This is a genomic window from Mesorhizobium sp. WSM4976, assembly GCF_029625685.1.
Taxonomy (GTDB): domain Bacteria; phylum Pseudomonadota; class Alphaproteobacteria; order Rhizobiales; family Rhizobiaceae; genus Mesorhizobium.
In genome coordinates this window covers 32,127-48,359 of record NZ_JARTVT010000034.1, presented here as the reverse complement: position 1 = coordinate 48,359, position 16,233 = coordinate 32,127, and the positions used below count along the sequence as shown (strand labels likewise).

The window sequence follows — 16,233 nt, the reverse complement described above, 5'->3', positions numbered from 1 at the left end:
ATGGCCGAACGGTCTTTTGCCAAGGAAGTCGAAAAGCTGAGGCTGGGCGCCGGCGAGGAGTTCGCCGGCGAGGGCATCCTCGCCATCACCAAGGCGCTCTTGCAATGCGGCGTCGGTTATGTCGGCGGCTACCAGGGCGCGCCGATCAGTCACCTGATGGATGTGCTGGCCGACGCGCAGGACATCCTGGGCGAGCTCGGCGTGCATTTCGAGGCGAGCGCTTCCGAAGCGACCGCCACCGCCATGCTGGCGGCCTCCGTGCATTATCCGATCCGTGGTGCAGCCACCTTTAAGTCGACCGTCGGCACCAATGTCGCTTCCGATGCGCTCGCCAATCTGGCGTCCGGCGGCGTCACCGGCGGCGCGCTGATCATCGTCGGCGAGGATTACGGCGAGGGCTCCTCCATCATGCAGGAGCGCAGCCATGCCTTCGCCATGAAGAGCCAGGTCTGGCTGCTCGACCCGCGCCCGAACCTGCCTTCGATCGTCAAGGCGGTCGAGGACGGCTTCGAACTGTCGGAGGTCTCCAACACCCCAGTGATGCTGCAGGTGCGCATCCGCTGCTGCCATGTCCATGGCCACTTCATTGCCAAGGACAACAAGCGCCCGCCAATGTCGGTCGCCGACGCGCTTGCCGCGCCGCGCCGCGATACCGGCCGCATCGTGCTGCCGCCCGCCTCCTTCCTGCATGAGAAGGAGAAGGTCGCCAAGCGCTGGCCGGCCGCGGTCGATTTCATCAAGAGCCGCAAGATCAACGAGATGTTCGGGCCGGACCATGGCTCGGTCGGCATCGTCATGCAGGGCGGCATGTACAATTCCGTCATCCGCGCCCTACAGCGGCTCGGCCTGGCCGACACCTATGGCGATACCGACGTGCCGCTTTATGTGCTGAACGCCGTCTACCCGCTGGTGGACGACGAGTTCGTCACCTTCTGCGAAGGCAAGCAGGCGGTGCTCGTCGTCGAGGAGGGGCAGCCCAACTATATCGAGCAGGCTTTCGCGGCCATGCTGCACAAGGCCGGGCGCGGCACCAAGCTGGTCGGAAAGGAGCACCTGCCGATGGCCGGCGAATACACCGGGCAGGTCATGCTTGACGGCATCGGCTCCTTCCTGCGCGCCAACGCTCCGCATCTCTTGCCAGGTGAGGTGCGCGCGCCAAACAAGCTGGGCGAAGGCGTCGACACCGCCGACCTCATCAACGTCGTGCCTGGACGTCCGCCCGGCTTCTGCGTCGGCTGCCCGGAGCGGCCGATCTTCGCCGCGACCAAGCTGGTCGAGCAGGAGCTCGGCAAGCATCACATCGCTTCCGACATCGGCTGCCATCTGTTCTCGATCATGCCGCCCTTCGAGCTCGGCGCCACCACCATGGGCTACGGGCTTGGGCCGGCCTCAGCTTCGGCGTTCAATTCGCCGGACGCCAAACGCCGCTCAATCTCCTTCGTCGGCGACGGCGGTTTCTGGCACAATGGCCTCACTTCCTCGATTGGCAACGCCGTCTTCAACCGGAATGATGGCGTCATCGTCATCGTCGACAATTTCTACTCGGCCGCCACCGGCGGCCAGGACATCCTGTCCTCGCGCGCCAACAACCGCACCAAGTCGACCAAACACCCGATCGACGAGGCGGTGAAGGGCATGGGCGTCAAATGGCTGCGCCACATCGACCGCACCTATGATGTCGGCAAGATGCGCGCCGCGCTGCGCGACGCGCTGACGACCGAGGAGAAGGGGCCGAAGGTCATCGTCGCCTCGTCGGAATGCATGCTGAACCGCCAGCGCCGCGAGAAGCCGCTGGTCGACAAGGCGATCAAGGGCGGCGAGCGCGTGGTTAAGCCGAAATTCGGCGTCGATGAGGACATCTGCACCGGCGACCATGCCTGCATGCGGCTCTCCGGCTGTCCGTCGCTGTCGGTGAAGTCGCTCGACGATCCGCTGCGTGACGATCCGGTCGCCTCGATCGACCAGAATTGCGTCGGCTGCGGCAATTGCGGCGAGGTCGCGGATGCCGCCGTGCTCTGCCCCTCCTTTTACCGCGCCGATGTCGTCCACAATCCCGGCCGCTTGGACCGTTTCCTCGGAAGCGCGCGCCGCGCCGTGATCGGCCTGTTGCAGCGCCGCCGCGAGAGCCGCCGCCTGATGTTCGCCGATGCTTGACCCTAGCGCAGCGCTGCGCCCGAAGACGGGCGCTTTGGATGACGAGCAAGTGATAAAGCTCGCCGTGCTCGCCGTTGGCGGCCAAGGCGGCGGTGTGCTGGCCGATTGGATCACCGACGCCGCCGAGCGCAACGGCTACATCGCGCAATCGACCTCCGTGGCCGGCGTCGCCCAGCGCACCGGCGCCACGATTTATTACATAGAGATGGCCCGCGACACCGGTCGGCTGCCGGTCTTCGCGCTGTCGCCCTCGCAGGGCGACGTCGATATCTTGATCGCTGCTGAATTGATGGAAGCCGGCCGCGCCATCATCCGCGGTTTCGTCACGCCCGAGCGCACGACGCTGATCACCTCCTCGCATCGCATCGCCGCCGTCTCGGAAAAGATCGAGCCGGGCGACGGACGCGCCTCGTCGGAAAAGGTGCACGCGACGGCGCAAGCGGCGGCGAAGCGCTTCATCGCCTTCGATATGGAAAAAATCGCAGCCGACAACGGCACGATGATCTCGGCCAGCCTGCTCGGCGCGCTGGCCGGCTCGGATGCGCTTCCCTTCACCCGCGAAAGCTATGAGCAGGCAATCGGAGCCGGCGGCCGCGGTGTGAAAGCCAGCCTCGCCGCCTTTGGCGCGGCTTGCGACCGCGCACGCGGCATCGCGGCTGCACCGTCTGGGGATAATGCAGCCAAGCCTGCTGCTGCCGAGGCCAAGTCAACGGCGAAGGTCAGGGGCCCGGAAACCCTGCTTAAGGGCTGGCAGCAGCTTGCCGCCCGCGTCGCGTCGCTCCCGGAGCCCATGCGCGACATGGCCGAACGCGGCTTGAAGAAAGTCGTAGACTTTCAGGACATCGCCTATGGCGCCGAATATCTCGACCGGCTGGACACAGCGGTGGCACTGGACAATGTGGAGCGCAACTATGCGCTGTCGATCGCGGCGGCAAAGCATCTCGCCAACGCCATGTGCTACGACGACATGATCCGCGTCGCCGATCTGAAGACGCGTTCGACTCGCGACCGGCGCGTGCGCAAGGAGGTCGGCGTCGAGGAAGGCTCAGTGCTGCAGGTCACCGAATATTTCCATCCGCGCATCGAGGAGTTCTGCGGCACTCTGCCGGCAAGCCTTGGCAGCTACATCGAGAGCCGGCCGAAGCTCGCCGCCTTCCTCGACCGCCGCATAAATCGCGGCCGCCACATACGCACCGACAGCCTTACGGGCTTCGCCATGCTCTGGTTCATCGGGGGCCTGCGCCGCTGGCGCCGCCGCCTGCTGCGCCATAAGGTCGAAGTCGAGCATCTCGAGCGTTGGTATAGCCTGGCGCTGAGCCATGCTCGCCAGGACTACGCTTTAGCCACCGAAATCCTGAACTGCCGCCGGCTGATCAAGGGCTACAGCGACACCCATGCCCGCGCCCAGTCGAAATTCGACCGCGTGCTCTCGGCGCTGCCCCTGCTCAAGGGCCGCGAAGACGCCGCCGACTGGATCCGCCGCCTGCGCGAGGCGGCGCTGAAGGACGAAAAGGGCGATATGCTCGACGGCGCGCTGAAGACGGTGGCGACGCTCGACGAAGAGCCGGCTCAATAACCGCTCTCGCTGAAGCGATGGGCGTGGCGCCGGGACAACGGCCGAAACAGCCTATTCGGCGGCTTCCCGTCCTGAGACCTGCTCGACAAGGATCCGGAAAAAGATATGCGGCAAACTATCCGAGACGGGAGGCGTGACAGGTCTGAGCGCGCCGGGTTCCCACCAATCGGTGTGCTTGCTCAAGACCGACCAGGCATGGTCGCGCTCAACCTTATGGCCGACCCGGTCCGGCAGTTCCTCATAGCGACCGTCGACAACAACGCTTCTCCATCCGCGTCCTTGCGTGTGTTCCTGCACCTGGGCGCACACTAGGGGATTGGCCCGCATCCAGTCGATCTTTTTACCCTCCAAGGAGAATGCATAGAGATGGCTGTCGGCGTAGGCATAGTTGAAGCATACGACGTAAGGTTGCCCATCCTTCACGCATGCCAGATGGCCAACGCGGTTTGCCGCCAGCAATTTCGTGCATTCCAAAGTGGAGAGCGTGCGGATCATCATCGCTATGAACTCCCATCTTCAACTAGCCTTCGACCGGTCCCGCCGATTGGCCTTTATCAATCTAAAGCCTAGAGCGGGGCACGTCCTGGCTCATTGATGTGGATCAATTTGATGCCGGGCGACGGCCGCGGCAATGCCAATTTCAACGGCGCAACCGCGAGGCGCCGCGTGCCGAACCGCCGCGGGGCGGCACCGTTGAATGGGGGTTAACGAAGATGTGATCCGCACCGCTCCGACGGAATTCGACCTTGTCCTCCGTTTCACGAGGGTAGGGACAAATTACGGAGACAACGCATGTTCACAAGATACTTGCTGCCTATCGCCCTGGCCGCCGGCACATTGACGCTTTCCGCCGTAGGCTCCGAGGCCATGCCGCTTGTCAAGCCAAGCGCATCTTCGCTGCCGATCGAGACCGTCGGCTGGCGTTGCGGCCCCGGCTGGCACATGAACCGCTGGGGCAGATGCGTGCCGAACGGCCGGGTGATCATCCGCCCGATGCATGTGCGCCACTGGCACCCCGGCTTCTGGTATCACGGCCGCTGGCATCACGGTTTTTGGAGCTGATGATCCGTCGAGGGGATCGACGCCCGTGCCGGAATTGGCGCGGGCGTTTTGGCTAAGGTCCCCACGCACGGCGTTCGAAACCTACGCGCCAGCGTTCTTGATTGGCCGAGGCCCCTCCGCCCGTGGATGACGAACTGACAGGCGCCGAAGCTCATCACTGACCGGCAAAGTCTAAAGCATGTCTCCCGAAAGTGGGAACCGGTTTCGGGACATGCGTAAAGTCAAAACCCTAAAGCGCATGGAGCGAATCTGAAAGATCGCGACGCGCTTTAGGCTCACCCCACCAAGTCCCGCATCGGCTTCACACCGGCCGACTCCGGAAACACCTTGTCGCCAAGCGCCGCCGCCGACAGCCCGAACTGATCCGCCAGCAAGCCCTTCAGCACAGCGCGTACATCGCTGGTCGGCGCAAGGTCGCGCTGTTCATAAAGCTGCGCCGGCTTCAGGCCCGGCCAATCGGCAATGACGCGGCCGCCCTTGATCGCGCCGCCCGCCAAAAGCACCACCGTGCCGGTGCCGTGGTCGGTGCCAACGGTGCCGTTGATGCGGGCCGTGCGGCCGAACTCGGTGATGGCCACGACCGCCGTGTCCTGCCAACGCGCGCCGAGCCCTTTCTCGAATTCCTCGAAGGCGCCGTCGAGGCCGCCGAGCAGATTGGCGAGCCGGCCGGTGGCGCCGCCTTCATTGACATGCGTGTCCCAACCGTCGAAAGCTAAAGCCGCGATGCGCGGCCCGTCATCGGCCGCCATCAGCCTAGCCGCACCCTGCGCAGACTGCCGCATGCCGGCGGCATTGTCGAGGCCGCCCTTCGGCTTCATTGTCTTGCCGTCGAGCTGGTCGCCCATCGCCATGCGGTCGGCGGCGAGACCTTTCTGCAGGGCTGCAGCCAGCACCGGGTCACGATGATTGTAGAGGTCGAGCACGCGCTCGGCCAAGGCGTCGCCAGGGGTCGGCAGCGCCTGCGGCGCCCACCCGAGCACGGGGGCGCCACCGCGGATCACCAGCGGCGTCGACGGCCCGACCGCCAGCCCGCCGAGCTTCGCCACGCGGTCCCCCGTCGGCAGGCAGGCCAAAGCCCGGTTGAGCCAGCCGCTGGTTGCGTTGCCGGGGCCGGGCAGGCCGCTTTCCAGCACGTCCTGGCCGTCGAAATGCGAGCGGTCGCGATAGGCCGTCGCCGCAGCATGCACCACCGCCGCCTGCCCGTCCTTGAACAGGCGCGCAAACACCGGCATTGCCGGGTTCACGGCAAAGAAACCGTCGAGCGGCAATGCGGGGTTGGCGCCTGAGAGCGAAAGCGCGATGTCGCCATGCAGGCCGGCATAGTCCGGATCGCCGACCGGCCCGACCGTCGACAGCCCGTCAAGCGCGCCGCGCAGCACGATGACGATCAGGCGCGGGTCGCGTTTGTCGGCGGCGCGCGCAAAGGGCGGCAGATAGGCCCAGGCGAACAGCGCGCCACCGCTCATCAGCATCGCGCGGCGGGACAGGCTTGGGGTTTCGCAAAGAAGGCTCATAGCCATATCTCCGTGTTGGATCACCGTCGTTGAAATTCCGGAGCCATCAGCAACAGCGCCAGGCCCTGCTGCTTGGATTCAGCGCGAGCGATCGCCTCTCGCGTCTGCGACGAGACCGAGGTGCCGAGAAGAACGGAAAGCATTTCGTCGGGATCGCCGATGTCGTTCGCCTGCTTCGCGGCCTGCCAGGCGATGTCGAGACGCGTCTTCAGCCCCTCCGCCGAAGCCCAGGCGTCTGTGCTGTCGGAAAAGCCGTTCGGTCCAGGCGGCTGCCACAGCGGCTCGCCGAGCACGCTCAGCCAGCGGAGCGACCGTTGCGGTTCGTTGCCGGCGGTCGCGCCGACCGCGCGGCGCAACGCGACGACGTAATCCAAGGGCGAGCGCAGCTTCGTGAGCGGCGCCGACCAGGCTTCGGGCATGTCGATCAGCGTCAAGGCGATCGAGCGCAGGTCGCCATCGGTCTTGGTGAAGACCGTGGCCAGCCGGGCGACGGCCGCTAGGGGCGGATCATCGGCGATGAAATGGCGCGCAAGCTTGGTGGCGATGTGCCGCGCGGTGGCCGGATGGCGGGCGATGTCGTTGAGAGCGGCCTCCGCTTGGCCCATGCCGCCATCGGGATAGGTCTTGCCGAGCAGCACCGCTTGGCCCGGCTGATGCGCATTGGCGTTGAAGACGAAGCTTCCCGGCTCTCCCAGCCGCCCCTCGCGGCCGGCCATGGTCCAGCCGGTCAGCATGCCGGCGAAGCTGGTGACGTCGGCTTGGCTATAACCGCTACCGACTCCCAGCGTGTGCAATTCGAGAATTTCGCGGGCCAGGTTCTCGTTCAGCCCACGGCCGCGCCTTTTGCCGGCGCGCGAATCCGGCCCGATGGACTGCTGGTTGTCGAGATAGAACAGCATGGCCGGATGATGCTCGACCGCAAGCAGCATGTCGGCGAAGCGGCCGAGCACGAAGGGGCGGATCGCCTCGCGTTCGAAGGCGCCGGCGCAGGCCCGCACGACCGGCGCCTTGGCGACGGAAACGCAGAAATGGTTTGACCAGAACCCGACCAGCCGCTCCACGAAGCCAGGCGCCGCGGGGAGTGCCTTGTCGAACCGGGCCTGCGCCTCGTCCCGATAGATATCGGCCTCGACACGTGGCACCGTGGGTTTGGCTTTTGTCACAGCCGGACCCGCTGGATCATCCGTTGCCATCGGCTGCATGGCGGCCGCCGCTTTTTCATCCCGCGCCGCCTTGCGCTCCATGGCTGCCGCCATGCTGGCCTGGATCGCCGCTGTGCTGTCCAGCAGCCCGGCATTCCGTGGGTCGTCGGGGGAAATCAGCGCGATGTCCTGCTGCTTGAGCTCGGCCTTGAGGCAGCCGCGCGGATCGGCGGCGATCTTGCCGAGCTCGTCGCCCGGTCTTGCGCCGAGGCCGAAGCGGTGGAGCGCCACCAGCGCCGGATCAGGCGACCGGGACTGTGAAACCGGTGCGGCCATCGAAGCCTCCGTCCGAAGCCGATGCCTCGGTCAGTATGTTCCATGGATCGGGAAGGCGCTCACAACGCCGGACGCAGCACCGGCGCCGGGAGCGGGCCGTTACCAGCGGCGCCAGTGGTGCCAGTGATGGTAGGGATGCCAGACCGGGCCGATATACACGCGCGGTCCGCCCCAGTAATAATAGCCCGGATAGATCACGCGGCGGTTGGGGACGCAGCGACCCCAGTAGTTGGGATGCCAACCCGGACCGCAGCCCCAGGCGACATGCTCGATCATTGCCGGCGCGGCGGGCGCAAGCGGTGCGATAGGCATGGCCGAGGCGGCACTTGCCGCGACCGCGCCACCGATGGCGAGCGCTGCCGCGAGCGAATATTTCGTCAGACTGTTCATGGGATGCTCCCGAAGTTCCGAAGTTGAAGAGAACCTGCCCGCCGCCCAAGGCGGTCACAGGCCTGTCCCTCTTTTTCTTGAACGGGGCGTGTCCGCTCTTTCCGTCGCTGCCTATGGCGAATTTTTTGCAGGCGGCGGCTGCCGGCCCGCACGCCGAAGCAAGGCGTCGGCCAGCAACTGGCGGTCTTCCTGCGAGCCCGATGCGGCGAACTCAATGATGCGTTGCTCGAGCCGGGTGCGGACGGTGACATCGGCGTTGCGCACTCGCTCCAGGGCGGCGGCAAGCGCGTTGCTGTCGAGGGTCGGCTGCTGCAGCAGGTTCGCCGCCTCGCGCCGCGCGGCCTGTCCATCGAGGATCACGTCCCGCGATTCCCGGCGCACCTCGCGCAGTGCCTGGCGAAAGATCTTGCGGTCGGCGGCGGGCAGCCGCCCGCCAGCCGATTCCAGCGAATAGCCGGGATTGGACTTGCCGATCAGCCAGCCCGCCCCGCCCGCGACCGCGCCGATCAGAAAAACGTTGAGCATCAGAGATGCCGCGACAAGACGCGGGTTCATAGATCCTCCTCCGCCTGGTCGGCATCGGGTCCGGCGTCGCCGAACGACGTCGTATTGGCGTCCATCACATAATGATCGGCCTGGATATCCGGGCTGACGACGGTCACCAGCGCCAGCCCGGCCACGGCGCCGGCGACCCAGACGCCTGCAAGCCCGAAGCCCAGCCACCAGAACCGCCGGCGGCGCTTCTGGCTGACCTCGGTCGCGGCGCGGGCGACTATGGCGCGATGGAGTCCCGGGCTGGCTGCTTCGACCCGATGCCGGTCGAGCATGGCGTCGAGCCTGCCGGCGCGCGCCAGGATGGCGCGGCCTCGCTCGGTCTCGGCAAACAGCATGGCGGCGGCCTGCTCGGCCGGCGGCCAGCGGTGCAAGGCGCTGCCATAGGCATCCGCCAGCGCGGCGAAGCGCCCGGCATCCATCGGCCCTCCCGAAACTTTCTCAGCCATCTTTTTCCCCCTTCCACCATTTTGACGTGGCCCCCCACCCCGCGGTCGGCTGAATTCGACGTCCCTTCAAGGTCTCATTCATCGCAATCTCCTGCGAGCATGGCCTGCAACGCGCGCCGACCCCGCGCGAGCAGACTTTCCAGCGCATCGACGCTGACCTGCATGGCGCCGGCGGCTTCGATGTTGGACAGCTCCTGATAATAGACCAGCACGATCGCCTCGCGCTGGCGCGGCGCGAGGCGTTGCAACGCCTGGCCGACCCTGCGCTCTTCATCGCCCGGCATGGCATCGGGAAGCGGCGCGTCATCGGCCACCTCCGGCAAGTCGTCGGTCGTCCACTCGCGCCGGCGCCGCAGCCGGTCGTAGCAGAGGTTGAGCGCGACGCGATGGATCCAGGTGTCGAAGCGTGCGTGCCCCCGGCGCCAGCTCGAGGCGTGGCGCCAGATGCGCACGAAGGTCTCCTGGGCGACGTCCTCGGCCTCCGCTGCGTCGCCGAGCATCCGTGCGGCCAGAGCCAGGATGCGCGGCAGCTTGCGCGCCACCATCGCCTGCACGGCGGCGGGGTCGCCGGCGCCGATGCGCCGTACCAGCTCCTCGTCCGGATCGGCGCCCATCAACAGGAGCGCTCGCATGTGTCATTGCGCGGCATAACCTCTTGGTCATTGCTCCTGCTTGGGAGCGGTTTTGTGGCCTGGCCGTTCGTCGGCGCTGAGCACCCCGTCGCCGTTCTTGTCCAGCTTGGCGAAGCGCTTGGCCAGGAAGGCGTCGAGTTCTCCCTTGTCGACGAAGCCGTCCTTGTTGGAGTCCATGCGCGCGAAGGATTTGGCCGGATCGCCCTTGGCCTTGCGCTCGGTCTGGAAAGCAGTCCATTCGGCGAGGCTGACCTTGCCGTCATTGTCCGTATCCGCCCCCATGAACGCCTTTTCGCGGCGCGCCTCGAATTTTTCCAGCGTCAGGTCGGACTTGGTCTGGTCGGACTTGGCGGCAGCCGCAGTGTCCGGCGTCGACTGGGCTGGCGCGGCGGCAGGCGCCGTCGTCTGGGCGGCCGCGACAGCGGTCTGCAGGCCAAGGGCAACGACGAATAGGGTGGGGCGGATCATGCTCTCGTCTCCGGTTGCGCGCGGCCATTGACGGCCACGCTTCAGCCGTTGAACGCGGCGACGAGCAAAATCCGTCGATCCTTTTTCGACCGAACAAATGAATCCATCGGGCCGGCTCCGCCGAACCGGAACGTTAACGAACTGAAGCGGCGACTATCTCTGGTTGTCGACCACCACAAGTTGGTCCGGCTTGAAGCCGGCGTGCTGCGGGGTCCAAACGTCGCCCTCGCGGTTGAACCAATGGCACAGATATGTGCCGGAAGCCGCGCCGTCGCTGACGGTCATTTCCGGGCCTCCGGATTTCAGCCTGACGACGTCTCCGGTCTTGAAACTATTGGGCATTTCGACCTCCCATGCTGACAGGCCGAGTTTCCCACCAACAGCGACTCCCGACAATGGCCGAGACGCGCCGATGACGTGGTACAGGTTGGGAAGGTGTCGAGAAACTGCGCCGGCAGCGCTCCATGTGTGGCTGGATCGTCGGGGCGTCGCGTGCCAAGCGAGCGGCCTGATCGCTCCATGCCTTCAATCGGTGTCGCGCTGTGGATCAGGCGGTTGCGCCGATCGGCTGTCTTGTCCGGCCGGCCGGACGGTCATGGACCTTTCATCGGGCCACAATGCCTGAGCCTTCATAACCGCTGCCAGAAGATTGTCTGCTTCAACGCTTCCGATCTCGGTTAGAAGCGGGCTGTTGCCCCCTGCTGCGAAATCGACGTGATAGACAGTCCAGCTCCTCATTGCATTTCCGGCAATTTGCGTCTCGGCGTGGGCACGCGGATAGGTGCCCGGCTCGCTTTTGTGGTTGGGATTTTGAGGTCCGCGAGCCGGGCATGCGCCAACCGATGGGCGGGGGGCTTGGGGTTATCAGCCGGCGCGATGGCGAGACTGTCTGATTTGCCCGCTGGTCCACAATCGACCGAGGTCCATCCTGCCGGGCGCATTGGTCCGAAGGAACCAAAGATATAGCCCCTTATTCCGCTAGGGCAGGTTGCTAGCGCCGGTGATCTTTTATCACCTGGGCGCTTGTGGCCGACGTTGGCTCTCGCCCCCTCATTACCCGCTTCCTGTGAAACTGGTGGCGATATAGCGGCGCTGGCAAAGAAAAATGGCGCACCCGAAGAGATTCGAACTCCTGACGCCCAGATTCGTAGTCTGAAGGATGGTGCTAGCCGGCGTCGCGGTGTTCGGCCAATTCGTCCACCAATCGTTCGCTTTGCCGACGACGAATATGGATGGGCGGAGCGTCGGGGCCAAGAACGCCGCCGCAACTCGCCATCCGTATTCGGCAGCCAGCATTTTTTTGGAGACGACGTGGAGACAAAGGCTTTGGCGAAAAGTGATGTCTCCAACTCGCCGTCCGGACGGTTGGGTATCGCCCCTTGATCTACCCGGGAAGTCTTGGTGCCGCTTGCGTGACTCGAACACGCGACCCCATCATTACGAATGATGTGCTCTACCAACTGAGCTAAAGCGGCCCGGGAAGCACCAGGCTTCCAGAATGCGCTGCGTGATAGACTCAACCGCTCGCTAATTCAAGATGGGCAGTGGCGAATTCCGGCCTCGTTGCCGGCAATTCCCATCTACGGTTACCGCGCAACAGGTGCGGCCGTGGCGCGCGGCGGCGTCCAAGCCGGCTGCTCCGCACCTGCATCGCCCGGAGTGTTCGTGACGAAAAATGTTGATTCTCCAGCAAAAAACGCCGAAATGGCGTTGGATACGCTGGCAAGGCAGCCGCTTGCCCGTTGATCGATTGGCCGCCTGCGGCTAACGATCAGGGAACTGTGAGCGAACGCGCAGAGGGAGCTCGCTTGGACCCCATCGAGAAAGCTATCCGCAACGCCTTCGAGAAAGGCAATGCCGAGGACCGGGCGTTCCGAGAGAAGGTCTATCGATCGGCCTTTGCCGCGCTGGACCGCGTCCTGCAGGCCAACCCGAACATCACGGTCGAGGCCGCCATCGGCCGCCGCAAGGCGGTGCAGGCCAAGATCACCGAGATCGAATCCGAATTCCTGCCGGCCGTCCCTGATGTGACGCTGCCGCCGGAAAACGTCGTGCCGGCCAGCAATGGCGCGCTGCAGTCGCCCCGCGTCGACGCGCCGGCCGTTTCGGCCGCGCCTTCGGTCGACGCGCCGCTGCCGCCGTCGCAGTCAGCACGCTCGCCCTCGATCACCGTCGACGGACCGGTGCAACCCGATGCCTCGGACCAGCCCCGTTCGCGCGTGCTGCCGCGCGTGCCCGACATCATGCCGGACGAGACGGCGCTTCCGGATGCGCCCTCGCTCGATGATTCGCCAGGCGCTCCGGTCGGCAACGGCGCGCAGGTCGCGCCCGATCGCGACGAGCGGCGGATCAGGGGCCGGCGCCTGCCGCTGACCGCGATCTTCGTCGTCGCGACATTGCTCGCCGCCGCCGGCATCGGTCTCTACTTCGCCAAGCAAACCGGTGTCTTCAAGACGGCGGCCGAGCTCGACACCGGCCCGCCGGAACCGACGCCGACCCTCGACAGCGAGGACTCCTCGCAGCCGGGCAACACCGGCTCGCCGCAGAAGCCGGGCGAGGCGGACCAGTCGAAGAACTGGATCAACGTCTTCTCGCCCGCCGACCCGACCCATGTCAGCGCGCCTTCCGACGCCGGCGCCGAGGTGATGAAGGACGACACCGGTCAGTTCCTGCGCATCCGCTCCGGCGCTTCCGGTTCGGCCATTGCCTTCGATGTAGGCCAGGGCGTGCTGGAGAAGCTTGTCGGCAAGCACGCCATGTTCGACATCGTCGCCCGCTCGGAAGAGGGCAAGGAGACGCAGATATCGGTCGACTGCAATTTCGGCGATCTCGGCGATTGCGGCCGCAAGCGATACGCCGTCGGACACGAACGCAACGAATATCTGTTCGACGTGCAGTTCCCGGACAAGCATCCGGGCGCCGCCGGCACCATCGCCGTCAACTCCGACATCGACCAGAAGGGCAAGTCGGTCGATATCTACGAGATACGCGTTTCGATCGCGCAGTGATCGCGTCGCACCGTGTCCAAGCAGGCGACTTGTTGATTAATCCAGCAGGGCCTGCAGCGTCTCGATGCGGTCGGCTTCGACCGACGGCTTGTCCCAGCGCAGCCGCGAGATGCGGGGAAAGCGCATCGCGACGCCGGATTTGTGGCGGGTTGAGCGGTTCAGACCTTCGAACGCCACCTCCAGCACTAGGCCGTTCCTGCGGTCGGCGCGCACCGAGCGCACCGGGCCGAAACGCTCGATCGTGTTGTCGCGTACATATTTGTCGATCTCTTTCAGCTCCTCGTCGGTGAAGCCGAAATAGGCCTTGCCGACCGGCACCAGCTCTTCCGAGCCCTCGGGGCCGGACCACACGCCGAATGTGTAGTCTGAATAAAAGCTCGAGCGCTTGCCGTGGCCACGCTGCGCATACATCAGCACCGCGTCGATGGTGTGCGGGTCGCGCTTCCACTTGAACCAGGGCCCTTTCGGCCGGCCAGCGAGATAGGCCGAATCCCAGCGCTTCAGCATCACCCCTTCGATGATCGGATGCGGCGGCGCCTGGCGCAGCCGTTCCAGCGTCTCCCAATCGGGGAACTCGACCAGCGGCGAGAGATCGAAGCGGCTGGGATCGAGGGTTTGCACAAATGCTTCGAGACGCCTGCGGCGCTCCGTGAAGGCAAGTGCGCGCAAATCCTCGCCGTCGATCTGCAGCGCGTCGTAGCAGCGCATGAAAGCCGGATAGCGTTGCTGGATCTTTGGCGAGACACTCTTGCGGTTGAGCCGCTGCTGCAGGTCGGAGAATGTTCCGGTCGCCTCGCGCGGATCGCCGACCAAAAGCTCGCCGTCGAGCGCCGCTTCGAAAGTCATCGCTGCGGCAAGGTCTGGGAAGGAGCCGGACACGTCGTCGCCGGTGCGCGAATAGAGCCTGCGCACGCCGCCCTCGCACACCGCCTGCACACGGATGCCGTCCCACTTCCATTCCGCCGCATAGGCGCTGTGGTCGAGCTTTTCGAGGTCGCCATCGTCGACGGCGTTGGAGAGCATCACCGGCCGGAACAGCGCAAGTGCCGCGCTCCTCGGCTTTTCCGCCCGGCCTTCCAGCCAGGCGAACAGCTCGGTGTAAGGTGGCGTCAGCCCGTGCCAGAGCTCCTCGATCTCGCTGACATCGACCTTGCCAAGATCGGCCAGAGCCTGTTTGGCGAGCCGCGCCGACACACCGATGCGCAAGCCCCCGGTCACCAGCTTGATGATGGCGAAGCGCGCCGAGATGCTGGCGTCGTCGAGCAGTCGCGCCAGCACCTTGGGCCCGTCGGAACGGCTTGCCGCCTGCAGTCTGCTGACCACCTCGGCCAGCGTCGGCATGTGATTGGGTATGTGCCCTTGCGGCTGCGGCCAGACCAGCGATACAGTCTCGGCAAGGTCGCCGACATAGTCATAGGAATAGCCGAACAGCACCGGATCCATGCGCTCGACGACCAGCGCACGCAGCATCGCCGGCTTCACCGCCGCGATGTTGAGATCGCCCGTGATCGCCGCCAGCGCCAGCCCGCGATCGGGATCCTCGACGCTGTGGAAATAGTCTCTGAGCAGCGTCAGCTTGCCGTTGCGCGACGGCGTCAGCACCAGACGGTCGAGGAGCTCGGCGAAGCGGTTCATGCGCGCCACGCCAGTGACGAAAACCGGCGCGAGGCCCGCCTCTCTGGCCTGCCGGCCATCTCCCCCGCAAGGGGGGAGATTGGCAGCTTCAGAGCCGGCGCATCTCCTGTTACGTCGGAGATCAGCGAAAGCCGGCGCCACGTCTGATCTCCCCCCTTGAGGGGGAGATGCCCTGCAGGGCAGATCGGGGGGCCGTAGAGCGCGGCGGTGACGATTGGTGAGCCCTGCATCATCAATCGCCCTCGTCCTCATAGCCCACGAGATGCAGCGGCCTTGCCGCGATGCCCTCCAGCTCGCACCAGCGCACCAGCGCCTCCTCGCGGCCATGCGTGACCCAGATTTCCTCCGCGCCCGTTTCCTTGATCGTGATGATCAGCTCGTCCCAGTCGGCGTGGTCGGAAATGATCAGCGGCAGCTCGACGCCGCCCTGCTTTGCCCGCTGGCGGATGCGCATCCAGCCCGAGGCGAAGCACGAGATGGGGTCGGGAAAACGCCGCGCCCAGCGGTCGGCGAAGGCCGAGGGCGGGCCGACGACGATGGCCCCGGCGAAATCGGCCTTGCCGCCGCTTTCCACCGTCGCCGGCTCAAGCTGGCCGAGATCGATCCCCTGGCTCTGATAGTATTCGCTGAGCTTGGCCAGCGCGCCGTGGATATAGATCGGCTTGTCGTAGCCGGCGTCGCGCAACAGCCGCATCACACGCTGCGCCTTGCCGAGAGCATAGGCGCCGACCAGGTGCGAACGTTCGGGAAACTGCGTCGCCGATTTCAGCACGCGCGCGATCTCCTCATGGTCCGGCGGATGCCGGAACACCGGCAGGCCAAAGGTCGCTTCGGTGATGAAGACATCGCACCGGATGGGCTCGAACGGCAGGCAGGTGGCGTCTTCCTGGCGCTTGTAGTCGCCGGAAGCGACGATGCGCATGCCCCCATGCTCGACGCAGATCTGCGCCGAGCCCAGCACATGCCCGGCCGGGTGGAAGGTGACGGAGACGCCGTTTATGTCGAGTGTTTCGCCAGGGACCGCTGCCTGCGTCGATCCGGCGAAATCCTCACCATAGCGTAGCCCCATGATGTCGAGCGTCTCTTGCGTGGCGAGCACCGAGCGGTGGCCGGAGCGCGCGTGATCCGAATGGCCATGCGTGATCAGCGCCCGCCCGACGGGCCGCACCGGATCGATGAAGAAATCGCCGGGCGGGCAGTAGAGGCCTTCCGGCCGGGGTTTGAGCAGGTCGTGGGCGCGCATTGTCTTGAACATAGTGGCTAAATTTGCCGCGGGAAGCCCGTTGCAAGAGACTGCTGACTCATCTTAAAGCCA

Annotated in this window: 15 protein-coding genes and 1 tRNA gene; 4 read left to right on the top strand and 12 right to left on the bottom strand. The window is 65.6% G+C overall.

The genetic code is table 11. The features are described 5' to 3' along the window. Together P9272_RS30950 and P9272_RS30945 are read left to right on the top strand one after the other, a co-directional pair. Complete coding sequence (locus tag P9272_RS30950; RefSeq protein ID WP_278163740.1) at positions 1–2,154, top strand: indolepyruvate ferredoxin oxidoreductase subunit alpha; 2,154 nt, start codon at positions 1–3, stop codon at positions 2,152–2,154. Next, positions 2,147–3,730: an indolepyruvate oxidoreductase subunit beta family protein gene (locus P9272_RS30945; protein ID WP_278163738.1), complete on the top strand. Its 1,584-nt coding sequence runs from the start codon at positions 2,147–2,149 to the stop codon at positions 3,728–3,730. The genes P9272_RS30950 and P9272_RS30945 overlap by 8 nt, the downstream gene beginning before the upstream one ends. A 51-nt stretch (positions 3,731–3,781) precedes the next feature. Here P9272_RS30945 and P9272_RS30940 read toward each other — a convergent pair whose 3' ends face one another. Then, entirely contained in the window at positions 3,782–4,228 is a 447-nt protein-coding gene (locus P9272_RS30940) for a pyridoxamine 5'-phosphate oxidase family protein (RefSeq protein WP_128256953.1), read from the bottom strand. 294 nt (positions 4,229–4,522) lie between these two features. On the opposite strand from P9272_RS30940, the gene P9272_RS30935 reads away from it, so the two are divergent. Continuing rightward, a complete protein-coding gene (locus tag P9272_RS30935) occupies positions 4,523–4,792 on the top strand; it encodes a hypothetical protein (RefSeq protein ID WP_128256952.1) in 270 nt (89 codons plus the stop codon). A 275-nt stretch (positions 4,793–5,067) separates the two neighbouring features. Here the strand turns inward: P9272_RS30935 and P9272_RS30930 are convergent, their stop codons facing one another. From P9272_RS30930 to P9272_RS30890, 9 genes are all read right to left on the bottom strand, one after another. After that, positions 5,068–6,306: a DUF1501 domain-containing protein gene (locus P9272_RS30930; protein WP_278163735.1), complete on the bottom strand. Its 1,239-nt coding sequence runs from the start codon at positions 6,304–6,306 to the stop codon at positions 5,068–5,070. A gap of 20 nt (positions 6,307–6,326) precedes the next feature. Further along, positions 6,327–7,784 (bottom strand): DUF1800 family protein, encoded by a 1,458-nt coding sequence (locus tag P9272_RS30925; protein WP_278163733.1) that lies wholly within the window; start codon positions 7,782–7,784, stop codon positions 6,327–6,329. Positions 7,785–7,883: 99 nt separating this feature from the next. Continuing rightward, positions 7,884–8,174 (bottom strand): hypothetical protein, encoded by a 291-nt coding sequence (locus P9272_RS30920; protein ID WP_278163731.1) that lies wholly within the window; start codon positions 8,172–8,174, stop codon positions 7,884–7,886. A gap of 111 nt (positions 8,175–8,285) precedes the next feature. Further along, positions 8,286–8,729 carry a periplasmic heavy metal sensor gene (locus tag P9272_RS30915; protein WP_128256948.1) on the bottom strand — a complete coding sequence of 148 codons (444 nt, stop codon included), beginning with the start codon at positions 8,727–8,729 and terminating at the stop codon, positions 8,286–8,288. Next, a complete protein-coding gene (locus P9272_RS30910) occupies positions 8,726–9,175 on the bottom strand; it encodes a hypothetical protein (protein ID WP_278163728.1) in 450 nt (149 codons plus the stop codon). Before P9272_RS30910 ends, P9272_RS30915 begins: the two co-directional genes overlap by 4 nt. A 74-nt stretch (positions 9,176–9,249) precedes the next feature. Then, positions 9,250–9,789 carry an RNA polymerase sigma factor gene (locus tag P9272_RS30905; RefSeq protein ID WP_278163773.1) on the bottom strand — a complete coding sequence of 180 codons (540 nt, stop codon included), beginning with the start codon at positions 9,787–9,789 and terminating at the stop codon, positions 9,250–9,252. A gap of 45 nt (positions 9,790–9,834) precedes the next feature. Further along, positions 9,835–10,275, bottom strand: coding sequence for an acid-shock protein (locus tag P9272_RS30900; protein WP_278163726.1), 441 nt, complete (start codon positions 10,273–10,275; stop codon positions 9,835–9,837). 153 nt (positions 10,276–10,428) lie between these two features. Beyond that, on the bottom strand, positions 10,429–10,617 hold the full coding sequence (locus tag P9272_RS30895; protein ID WP_126062900.1) for a DUF2158 domain-containing protein: 189 nt from the start codon (positions 10,615–10,617) through the stop codon (positions 10,429–10,431). Between the two features lie 1,057 nt (positions 10,618–11,674). Further along, a tRNA-Thr gene (locus P9272_RS30890) sits at positions 11,675–11,750 on the bottom strand. 333 nt (positions 11,751–12,083) lie between these two features. Between P9272_RS30890 and P9272_RS30885 the strand changes: the two genes are divergently transcribed. Next, positions 12,084–13,283: a hypothetical protein gene (locus P9272_RS30885; protein WP_278163724.1), complete on the top strand. Its 1,200-nt coding sequence runs from the start codon at positions 12,084–12,086 to the stop codon at positions 13,281–13,283. Positions 13,284–13,319: 36 nt separating this feature from the next. Here P9272_RS30885 and P9272_RS30880 read toward each other — a convergent pair whose 3' ends face one another. Together P9272_RS30880 and P9272_RS30875 are read right to left on the bottom strand one after the other, a co-directional pair. Continuing rightward, positions 13,320–14,918 carry a cisplatin damage response ATP-dependent DNA ligase gene (locus P9272_RS30880; protein ID WP_128256944.1) on the bottom strand — a complete coding sequence of 533 codons (1,599 nt, stop codon included), beginning with the start codon at positions 14,916–14,918 and terminating at the stop codon, positions 13,320–13,322. 232 nt (positions 14,919–15,150) lie between these two features. Continuing rightward, positions 15,151–16,161: a ligase-associated DNA damage response exonuclease gene (locus tag P9272_RS30875; RefSeq protein ID WP_128257163.1), complete on the bottom strand. Its 1,011-nt coding sequence runs from the start codon at positions 16,159–16,161 to the stop codon at positions 15,151–15,153. Positions 16,162–16,233: the final 72 nt, after the last annotated feature.

What these genes read in the sequence shown, in the direction of transcription:
- P9272_RS30900 (WP_278163726.1), bottom strand. Translation starts at nt 10,275, where the DNA reads ATGATCCGCCCCACCCTATTCGTCGTTGCCCTTGGCCTGCAGACCGCT.
- P9272_RS30950 (WP_278163740.1), top strand. Translation starts at nt 1, where the DNA reads ATGGCCGAACGGTCTTTTGCCAAGGAAGTCGAAAAGCTGAGGCTGGGC.
- P9272_RS30945 (WP_278163738.1), top strand. Translation starts at nt 2,147, where the DNA reads ATGCTTGACCCTAGCGCAGCGCTGCGCCCGAAGACGGGCGCTTTGGAT.
- P9272_RS30930 (WP_278163735.1), bottom strand. Translation starts at nt 6,306, where the DNA reads ATGAGCCTTCTTTGCGAAACCCCAAGCCTGTCCCGCCGCGCGATGCTG.
- P9272_RS30920 (WP_278163731.1), bottom strand. Translation starts at nt 8,174, where the DNA reads ATGAACAGTCTGACGAAATATTCGCTCGCGGCAGCGCTCGCCATCGGT.
- P9272_RS30905 (WP_278163773.1), bottom strand. Translation starts at nt 9,789, where the DNA reads ATGGGCGCCGATCCGGACGAGGAGCTGGTACGGCGCATCGGCGCCGGC.
- P9272_RS30895 (WP_126062900.1), bottom strand. Translation starts at nt 10,617, where the DNA reads ATGCCCAATAGTTTCAAGACCGGAGACGTCGTCAGGCTGAAATCCGGA.
- P9272_RS30910 (WP_278163728.1), bottom strand. Translation starts at nt 9,175, where the DNA reads ATGGCTGAGAAAGTTTCGGGAGGGCCGATGGATGCCGGGCGCTTCGCC.
- P9272_RS30940 (WP_128256953.1), bottom strand. Translation starts at nt 4,228, where the DNA reads ATGATGATCCGCACGCTCTCCACTTTGGAATGCACGAAATTGCTGGCG.
- P9272_RS30875 (WP_128257163.1), bottom strand. Translation starts at nt 16,161, where the DNA reads ATGCGCGCCCACGACCTGCTCAAACCCCGGCCGGAAGGCCTCTACTGC.
- P9272_RS30925 (WP_278163733.1), bottom strand. Translation starts at nt 7,784, where the DNA reads ATGGCCGCACCGGTTTCACAGTCCCGGTCGCCTGATCCGGCGCTGGTG.
- P9272_RS30880 (WP_128256944.1), bottom strand. Translation starts at nt 14,918, where the DNA reads ATGAACCGCTTCGCCGAGCTCCTCGACCGTCTGGTGCTGACGCCGTCG.
- P9272_RS30915 (WP_128256948.1), bottom strand. Translation starts at nt 8,729, where the DNA reads ATGAACCCGCGTCTTGTCGCGGCATCTCTGATGCTCAACGTTTTTCTG.
- P9272_RS30935 (WP_128256952.1), top strand. Translation starts at nt 4,523, where the DNA reads ATGTTCACAAGATACTTGCTGCCTATCGCCCTGGCCGCCGGCACATTG.